The organism is Nocardia carnea (assembly GCF_029869215.1).
GTDB lineage: Bacteria > Actinomycetota > Actinomycetes > Mycobacteriales > Mycobacteriaceae > Nocardia > Nocardia carnea_B.
In genome coordinates this window covers 1-9,555 of record NZ_JARWPM010000346.1, presented here as the reverse complement: position 1 = coordinate 9,555, position 9,555 = coordinate 1, and the positions used below count along the sequence as shown (strand labels likewise).

Below are 9,555 nucleotides of genomic sequence, written 5' to 3'. Positions count from 1 at the left end.
GGGGGGTTCCGCCCCCCCCCCGACGGCCTACTCCCCCCGGGCGTTCCCCCCCCACCCCCCCCTCCCCCGGGGCCGGCCACCCCCCGCCCCCGGCGAACGTATTTTCGACGCGCCACCGGCGTCGCCGCCCCGACCAGCCGTTACGAACCCGGCCCTGACTCCGACTGGCGCCGGGAAACGCTTCCGATACGCTGGGCACCCGTGACCGCCGCATCGTCTCCGGGTAACTCAGATAACAACGCACAGTTCGACCTGATCGTCGTCGGCTCCGGTTTCTTCGGGCTGACCGTCGCCGAGCGCAGCGCGAATTTACTCGGCAAGAGAGTCCTCGTGCTGGACCGCCGTCCGCATATCGGCGGTAACGCCTATTCGGAGCCCGAACCGGAAACCGGGATCGAAATCCACAAATATGGCGCGCACCTGTTCCACACCTCGAACAAGCGGGTCTGGGACTATGTCACCCAGTTCACCGAGTTCACCGGGTACCAGCACCGCGTTTTCGCCATGCACAAAGGGCAGGCCTACCAGTTCCCGATGGGGCTGGGCCTGGTCTCGCAGTTCTTCGGCCGGTATTTCACCCCGGAGGAGGCCCGCGCGCTGATCGCCGAACAGGCCGCCGAAATCGAGACCTCCGACGCGCAGAACCTCGAGGAAAAGGCCATCTCGCTGATCGGCCGCCCGCTCTACGAGGCCTTCGTCCGCGATTACACCGCCAAACAGTGGCAGACCGACCCCAAGGAACTGCCCGCCGGCAATATCACCCGGCTGCCGGTGCGCTACACCTTCGACAACCGCTACTTCAACGACACCTACGAGGGCCTGCCCAAAGAGGGGTATACGAAGTGGCTGGAGAACATGGCCGCCAGTGATCTGATCGAGGTCCGGGTGGACACCGACTGGTTCGACGTCCGCGACGAACTGCGTGCGCAGAACCCGGACGCGCCGGTCGTCTACACCGGCCCGCTCGACCGCTACTTCGACTACGCCGAGGGCGAGCTGGGCTGGCGCACGATCGACTTCGAAACCGAGGTCCTGCCCACCGGCGATTTCCAGGGCACGTCGGTGATGAACTACAACGACGCGGACCCGCCCTACACCCGCATCATCGAGCCCCGGCATTTCCATCCGGAGCGTGACTACCCCACGGACAAAACGGTCATCATGCGCGAGTACTCGCGTTTCGCCAAGACCGGCGACGAACCGTACTATCCGATCAACACCCCTGAGGACCGAGCCAAACTGACCGCGTATCGCGCGCTGGCCAAACGGGAGACCGCCACGGCAAAGGTCTTGTTCGGCGGCCGCCTCGGTACCTACCAGTACCTGGATATGCATATGGCCATCGCGAGTGCACTGAACATGTTCGACAATGTGCTGCGGCCGCATCTGGAGACGGGTGCGCCGCTGGCCGAGGAGAACAACGACGTATGACCTCCGCATCACTGGCGCACAGCCCGTCCGCCACCCGTGCGAAATCGCTCCTGCAACGAGTGATCCTGCCCCGCCCGGGTGAGCCGCTCGATGTGCGCACGCTCTACCTGGAAGAGTCGGCCACCAATGCGCGCCGCGCGCATGCCACCACCCGGACCTCGCTCTCGGTGGGCGCGGAATCCGAGGTGTCGTTCTGCACCTATTTCAACGCGCTGCCGGCCAGCTACTGGCGGCGCTGGAGCATGCTCGAATCGGTGGTGCTGCGGCTGGAACTGGCCGGGCACGGGCGGGTCGATCTGTACCGCTCGAAGGCCGACGGTTCCCGTATCCACGTGCAGGGTGGCGAGTTCGCGGTCGCGCCGGGCGCCGAAACCGTCACCCTCGAGCTGGAGACCGATTTCGGCCCGTTCGAGGACGGCGGCTGGCTCTGGTTCGATATCACCACCGATACCGCGGTGACGCTGGTGTCCGGCGGCTGGTACGCGCCGATCGAGGCGCCGGGGGACGGCCGGATCGCGGTCGGTATGCCGACGTTCAACCGCCCCACCGACGCGGTGAAGACGCTGACCGCGCTGGGTGCCGATCCGCTGGTGCTGGCGCAGATCGACGCGGTGATCATCCCTGATCAGGGCACCCGCAAGGTCGTCGACGAACCCGGTTTCGAGGAGGCCGCGGCCGTGCTCGGCGATCGGCTCGCCATTCACGACCAGCCCAATCTCGGCGGGTCCGGCGGTTACAGCCGGGTCATGTACGAGGCGCTGAAAACCACCAGCGCCGAATACATCGTCTATATGGACGACGATATCGAGATCGAACCCGATTCGATTCTGCGTGCGCTGGCCTTCGCCCGGTTCGCGAAATCCCCGGTGCTGGTGGGCGGGCAGATGCTCAACCTGCAGGAACGTTCACATCTGCATGTGATGGGTGAGGTTGTCGACCGCAATATCTTCATGTGGTCGGCCGCGCCGAATGTCGAATACGACCACGATTTCGCCAAGTACCCGCTGCGCGACCGGGACAATTCCAAACTGCTGCACCGGCGTATCGACGTCGATTTCAACGGCTGGTGGACCTGCGTGATCCCCCGGCAGGTCGCCGAGCAGCTCGGTCAGCCGCTGCCGCTGTTTCTCAAATGGGACGACGCCGAATACGGTCTGCGCGCCCGCGAGGCCGGTTATCCGACGGTCACCCTGCCGGGGGCCGCGGTCTGGCATATGGCGTGGAGCGATAAGGACGACGCCATCGACTGGCAGGCGTATTTCCATCTGCGCAACCGCCTGGTGGTCGCCGCGCTGCATCAGCCGGGCAACGGGCGGGCCATGATCGCCAATACCGTCAAGGCGACCCTCAAACATCTGCTCTGCCTGGAATATTCGACGGTCGCCATCCAGAATCTCGCGATCCGCGATTTCCTGGCCGGCCCGCAGCGTCTTTTCGAACTGCTGCCGAGCGCGCTCGGCGCGGTGCACGAACTGCGCAAACAGTATCCGGACGCGGTGATCCTGCCGTCCTCGACCGAACTTCCGCTGGCCAGCGGTATCGGGGTCGGGGCGGTGGCCGAACCGGGCAATCCGCTCGCCAAGGTCGTGCGACTCGCCAAGGGCGTACTGAACAACCTGCGGCCGGCCCATCCGGAACATCACGAGCGTCCCCAGCTCAATGTGCCGACCCTGGACGCGCGCTGGTTCCTGCTCTCGCAGGTGGACGGGGTCACCGTCACCACCGCCGACGGGCGCGGAGTGGTGTACCGGAAGCGGGATCCGCGGCAGGCCTACGGGTTGCTGCGGGAGGCGCTGCGGTTGCGTAAGGAACTCGCCGACCGGATGCCGGAGATGCGGCAGCGGTACCGGGCCGCACATGCCGAACTCACCGGTACGGCCGCTTGGGAGAAGGTTTTCGGTATCGATAGCAAGGCGGAGTCCGAACGGTGAACGCGATGAACCCGAGCCTGCAGGACACGACCGCGGGCGGTGTCCCGCCGGAAGTGAAGATCATCGAAGCCGTCCAGGGGGCTATCGCGACGCCCGCGGTGGTGTCCGCGGCGCGCGGTATGTCGCATTTCGGGGAGCACGCGCTGGGCTGGGTGGCGATCGCCGCGGCCGGTGCGCTGGCCGACAAACCCCGACGGCGGCAGTGGGCCGGGGTCGCCGTCGGCGCCGTGGGGGCGCATGCCGCCTCCATCGTCATCAAGCGCATTGTTCGCAGGCCCCGTCCGCACGCGCCATCGGTGCAGGTCAACGTGGGTACGCCGAGCAAACTGAGCTTCCCGTCCTCGCACGCGACCTCCACAACTGCGGCGGCGGTGCTGCTCGGAAAATTGACCGGGCTACCCTTGCCTGCGGTGCTCGTACCGCCGATGTTGCTGTCCAGGGTCGTTCTCGGGGTGCACTACCCCTCCGATGTGATCGCCGGTTCCGCGCTCGGCGCCGCGTCCGCCGCCGTCCTGCTCGCCGCCGAAAAGAGACTCGACAGTGACCGTACAGAACGAAAAGGCGCTGCCTGATATGAGTGAAGAGCCCACCGGCGCCGACCTGGCCGAAGCCGAGGTCAAGGGCCCGCCCAAAACACTGGTCGGCGGTCTGATCAAGGCTGCTCGCCCGCGCCAGTGGGTGAAGAACGTCCTGGTCTTGGCGGCACCCATGGCGGCGGGGTCGGTTACCGATCTGGACGTACTGGGCAGTGTCGCCATCGCCTTCGTCGTCTTCTGTATGGCGGCCTCGGGTATCTACCTGGTCAACGACGCCATGGATGTCGAGGCCGACCGGGCCCATCCCACCAAGCGGTTCCGCCCGATCGCGGCCGGGGTGGTTCCGGTGAACCTGGCCTTCGGGCTGGCGGCGGTGCTGCTCGTGGGTTCGGTGGGGCTGTCCTTCCTGGCGAACTGGCAGCTGGCCGTCACCATCGGCGTGTACATCGGTATCCAGCTGGCCTACTGCTTCGGGCTCAAACACCAGGCCGTCCTGGACATCTGCATCGTGTCCTCGGGCTTCCTGCTCCGCGCGATCGCCGGCGGTGTCGCCTCCGGAATCCCGCTGTCGCAGTGGTTCCTGCTGATCATGGCGTTCGGCTCGCTGTTCATGGCGGCCGGAAAGCGGTATGCCGAACTGCAGCTGGCCCTCTCGACCGGGGCGAAGATTCGCAAATCGCTGGAGTACTACACCCCCACCTACCTACGATTCACGTGGAGCCTGGCTGCCACCGCGGTCGTGGTCTTCTACGGACTGTGGGCATTCGAACAGGGCGAGGTCAAAGACAACGAGTGGTTCGCCTTCTCGATGGTCCCGTTCACCATCGCCATCCTGCGGTATGCCGTGGATGTCGACGGGGGCGAGGCCGGCGAGCCGGAAGAGATCGCCTTCGGAGACCGCGTCCTGCAGTTGCTCGCCATTGCCTGGATCGGAGCGGTAGGTGTCGCTGTCTATCTCTTCTGACGAGATTGCGGTAGCGGAAACTGAAAAGACCGGCGAGCGCGCTGCCACCGAGCAGCCGCGCTCATCGGCGCGTTCGACCCGGCTACCGCGTGCGGTATTCGCCGGGGGAATCGTGGTGACCCTCGCGCTACTGGCCTACGGCGGCTGGCAGCGGCGCTGGATCGCCGACGACGGTCTCATCGTGCTACGCACCGTGCGCAACCTGCTGGCCGGCAACGGCCCGGTGTTCAATGCGGGCGAGCGGGTGGAGACCAACACCAGCACGGCCTGGACCTACATCGTCTGGTTCTTCAGCTGGCTCACCCAGGCACGGCTGGAGTACGTCGTGCTGGGTGTCGCGCTGACGCTTTCGGTGCTGGCGCTGCTGTTCGCCATGCTCGGCACCGGGAAGCTGTGGGGCCCGGCGAAGTCGACGCTGTTGATCCCGGCCGGTGCGCTGGCCTATATCGCCGTGCCCCCGGCCCGTGACTATGTGACCTCCGGTCTGGAGAACTGCCTGGTCATCTGCTGGCTGGGTTTGTTGTGGCTGCTGCTGGTCCGGTGGAGCAAGGCCGAACGTCCCGGTGTGCCGGGGCTGCTGGGCCTGGCTTTCCTGGCCGGGCTGGCACCGCTGATCCGGCCGGAGATGGCGGTGGTCGGTGGCCTGGCCCTGCTGCTGATCTTCCTCGCCCCGATGCCCGCCGCCCGGTTGCGGCCGTGGCTGCTGCGCGGGCTGATCGTCGCGGTGGCCGGATTCGTACCGCTGTGTTATCAGGTCTGGCGGATGGGCTATTACGGGCTGCCGTACCCGAACACCGCGGTCGCGAAGGATGCGGGCGGGGCCAAATGGGGGCAGGGTTTCACCTACCTCTGGGATCTGGCGGGACCGTACTACCTCTACGTGCCGCTGGCGATTCTGCTGATCGCGGGCCTGGTGGCGGCCCGGGTTTATCACACCGAACCGGTTGTGGTGGATCCCGCCACCGAGCAGGACGCCCTCCGGGAGCGGCCCGGCCGTATCCGGCGGCTGCGTGAATGGCTGCATACACCGGCCGCGGTGGTCACGCTGGTGCTGAGTGCCGCGGTGATACTCACCGTCTACGCGCTGCGCGTCGGCGGCGATTTCATGCACGGCCGGATGCTGCTGCCGCAGCTGTTCCTGTTCCTGCTGCCGGTGTCGGTACTCCCGCTGCGGTTGCCCGACGGTGGTGTACGGGCCTTGACGCGCCGGGACGCACCGGCTTTCGCGCTGCTGGTGGTCGCGCTGGTGGGCACGGTGGCGTGGGCGCTGCTGGCCTCCGGTACCACCGCGATCAAAACCGGCACCAAGATCAACAAGTCGGGGATCGTGGACGAGCGCATCTACTACGTGCTCAACACCGGCCACGATCACCCGATCCGCGCCGAGGACTACCTCGACTACGCGCGCATGCGGCCCATGGTGGAGGCCATCGAAGCCACCCCCGACGGCGGGCTCCTGCTCAATTCGCCGTCGTTCATGTTCTGGTACGTGGCACCGCCGCCGATTCCGATCCCGCCGGGTGGTGCCGGGCATACGGTCTACTTCCTGAACCTGGGCATGACCAGTATGAACGTCCCGCTCGATGTCCGGGTGATCGATCCGATGGGCCTGGCGTTCCCGTTGGCCGCGCATACCGAACGGCTCACCGACGGGCGGATCGGTCACGACAAGAGCCTCTACCCCGATTGGGTGATCGTGGAAACCGGCATGGTGGACCGCAAACCGTGGCTGCCCTGGTACATGGACGAGGACTGGGTGCAACAGGCCCACGTCGCCATGTCCTGCCCGCAGACCCACGCGCTGATGCTCTCCTACAAGGGGCCGTTGACGTTCGAGCGGTTCAAGCACAACCTGCTGCACGCGTTCGATTTCGCCTCCTACCGCATCGATCGGGTTCCCAAGTATGAGATTCAACGCTGCGGCCTGGTCGATCCGGTGCCGCCGGTCCGCTGAGCTGCCAGTTCTCTGATAGCTTTTCGGCACTGCGGTTTCCCGCGCGCGGTCTCGGCGGGCGACGGGTACCACGTCACGCTATGGTGCTCGCGTCAGCCCGGTGCACGCGGGGACCGGTGGACCATGCGATCGACCGGTCGCACGACGGAGGGTGGGAGCAATGCGAGGCGTTATCGGCCGCGGCCGGCGAACCGGCCATCCGGCACGACGGCTGGGTGACCGGCTGAAACGTGCCGCGCTGGTGTCACTGGCGTTGCTGCTGCCGGCGGCCGGGGTCTCGGTCGCCGGGCCGGACGCGCCCGCCGCCGCCCGGTTCGATCCCGGCTTCGGATTCGACTTCTGGGTCGATTCGCAGATGGGCCCGATCAAATCGCGGATCTTCCGCGCCGCCGACGGGAACACCGCCCGGGTCGTGTACGCGCTGGACGGTATGCGCGCCCGCGACGATCTCAGCGGCTGGGAGATCGATACCGATGTCGCCCGGGAACTGACCAAATGGAATATCAACGTGGTCATGCCGGTCGGCGGCCGTTCCAGCTTCTACGCCGATTGGAACGCACCGAGCAACTTCTTCGGATTGGGCAGTTCCGGTAGCGCCGGGGGTGCCACCGGGTCGGCGGCGGATTCGGGTTCGGGGCTGGCCTCGGGTTCGGCGGCCGGTCTGGGGCGATCCAACACCTACAAATGGGAAACCTTCCTGACCCGCGACCTGCGCTGGGCGCTGCGCGACCGGCTCGGCTTCAACCCCAACGGCAACGGCGTGTTCGGGCTGTCCATGGGCGGCAGCGCGGCGCTGGCCCTGGCCGCCTACCACCCCGACCAGTTCCGCTACGCGGCTTCGTATTCCGGCTACCTGAATGTCTCCGCACCCGGTATGCGTGAGGCGCTGCGGGTCGCGATGCTGGATGCCGGCGGGTTCAATATCGATGCGATGGCGCCGCCGTGGAGCCCGCAGTGGCTGCGGATGGACCCGTTCGTCTTCGCGCCGATGTTGCGCGCTCACAACACGCGGCTGTGGATCTCGGCGGGCAGCGGGTTGCCCGCGGCGGCCGACGGGCTGAGTGTGAACACGGTGAACGCCATGGCGCTGGAATCGCTGGCCCTGGTCAACACCAGGGCGTTCCAGGCCCGGATGCTGTCGCTGGGCGCGCATAACGTCACCTACGACTTCCCGGCCGTCGGAGTCCACAACTGGCGGTACTGGACCGACGAGGTGTACCGGATGATCCCGGACCTGTCGGCGAATATCGGCTGATCGGCCGCCGCGCGGCGCACGTATTGCGGAAACATTGCGGTCGCGCGGGATGCGGGCATCCGGCAACGAAAATGTATCCGCGCCACGCGAGTTGCGTGTGACCTGTGACACTATCTGGCAACATGGACCCTTACTTGGTCGATTGATACACCAGGAACAGGTATCCAGATAACGGCTTCCGCCTCCGGTGGTAGCCATGGTCTATGTATCCGATATGGGGCCGGTAACGTAGCTCGTGATTTGCTGTCCGGCTGTCCAGGCGAAAGGTCCAGTCGAATGCGAAGTGCGCGAAGGCTCAGATCGGTACGACCCCGCCGCTGGGTCGGTCGGTGGGCACTGGCGGTCACGGTGGCTCTCCTCGCGCCCCTCGCGGTGGCGCTCTCCGACCGGGCCGCCCCGGCCGCCCAGGCCGCACCCAATCCGGCGGGATTCGATTTCTGGGTCGACTCCCCGGAGATGGGGCCGATCCGGTCCCGGGTCTTCCGGGCCAAAGACGGCAACACCAACCGCGTCGTCTACGCCCTGGACGGTATGCGCGCCCCGGAGACGCACAGCGGCTGGGAGAACGACACCAATATCGCCAACGCGCTGACCGACTGGAATATCAACGTCGTCATGCCGATCGGCGGTATGTCCAGCTTCTACGCCGACTGGAATGCGCCGAGTTCCTTCTTCGGCGCACCGCCCACCGGCTCATCCTCGGGGTCGGGCGCGCTGAACGTGATATCGGAAGGTCCCGGCAAAAGCTATCGCTATGCCTGGGAAACGTTCATAAACCAGCATTTGCGCTGGGCATTGCGCGACCGGCTCGGATTCAACCCGTACCGCAACGGCGTTTTCGGATTGTCGATGGGCGGCAGCGGCGCGCTCACCCTGGCCGCCTATCACCCGGACCAGTTCAGTTTCGCGGGTTCCTACTCCGGCTACCTGAACATCTCCGCCCCGGGTATGCGCGAGGCTCTCCGGGTCGCCATGATCGACGCCGGTGGCTACAACGTGGACTCCATGGCGCCACCGTGGGGGCCGCAGTGGCTGCGGATGGATCCGTTCGTGTTCGCGCCGCTGTTGCGCGACCACAACACCAGGCTGTGGATATCCGCCGGTAGCGCACTTCCCGAACCGGCCGACGGGTTCAACGGCAACACCGTCAACGGAATGGCGCTCGAAGCGCTGGCGCTGGCCAATACCCGATCGTTCCAGCTGCGAATGATGTCGCTGGGTGCGAACAATGTCACCTACTCGTTCCCGGCGACCGGTATCCACTCCTGGACGTACTGGGAGGCCGAGGTCTACCGGATGATTCCGGATTTGTCGGCGAATATCGGATAACGCGCGGTCGCGGGGTCCCGCCGGCCGGGATCCCGCGATCACAGCAGTGGGGGGGGGGGCCCCCGGGGGGGGGGGGGGGGGGGGGGGGGGGGGGGGGTGTGGGGGCGGGGGGGGGGGGGGGGTGGGACGGGCCGGGGGGGGGGCGGGGGGTGGTT

The 9,555-nt window shown here is 66.6% G+C and carries 7 protein-coding genes; all 7 read left to right on the top strand.

The genetic code is table 11. The features are described from left to right. Nucleotides 1–201: 201 nt before the first annotated feature. The 7 genes from glf (at nt 202) to QH276_RS24010 (ending at nt 9,400) form a co-directional block, all read left to right on the top strand. Nucleotides 202–1,431 (top strand): UDP-galactopyranose mutase, encoded by a 1,230-nt coding sequence (gene glf / locus QH276_RS24040; protein WP_280397630.1) that lies wholly within the window; start codon nt 202–204, stop codon nt 1,429–1,431. Beyond that, nucleotides 1,428–3,362, top strand: coding sequence for a glycosyltransferase (locus QH276_RS24035; RefSeq protein WP_280397631.1), 1,935 nt, complete (start codon nt 1,428–1,430; stop codon nt 3,360–3,362). Before glf ends, QH276_RS24035 begins: the two co-directional genes overlap by 4 nt. 5 nt (nt 3,363–3,367) lie before the next feature. Beyond that, on the top strand, nt 3,368–3,934 hold the full coding sequence (locus QH276_RS24030; RefSeq protein ID WP_280397637.1) for a phosphatase PAP2 family protein: 567 nt from the start codon (nt 3,368–3,370) through the stop codon (nt 3,932–3,934). A 1-nt stretch (nt 3,935) separates the two neighbouring features. Next, nucleotides 3,936–4,862: a decaprenyl-phosphate phosphoribosyltransferase gene (locus tag QH276_RS24025; RefSeq protein WP_280397632.1), complete on the top strand. Its 927-nt coding sequence runs from the start codon at nt 3,936–3,938 to the stop codon at nt 4,860–4,862. Nucleotides 4,863–4,866: 4 nt separating this feature from the next. After that, nucleotides 4,867–6,816: a flagellar motor control protein ZomB gene (gene zomB / locus QH276_RS24020; protein ID WP_280397638.1), complete on the top strand. Its 1,950-nt coding sequence runs from the start codon at nt 4,867–4,869 to the stop codon at nt 6,814–6,816. 160 nt (nt 6,817–6,976) lie between these two features. Then, nucleotides 6,977–8,071 carry an alpha/beta hydrolase gene (locus QH276_RS24015; protein WP_280397633.1) on the top strand — a complete coding sequence of 365 codons (1,095 nt, stop codon included), beginning with the start codon at nt 6,977–6,979 and terminating at the stop codon, nt 8,069–8,071. Nucleotides 8,072–8,347: 276 nt separating this feature from the next. Further along, nucleotides 8,348–9,400, top strand: coding sequence for an alpha/beta hydrolase (locus tag QH276_RS24010; protein WP_280397634.1), 1,053 nt, complete (start codon nt 8,348–8,350; stop codon nt 9,398–9,400). The last annotated feature ends 155 nt before the right edge of the window (nt 9,401–9,555 follow it).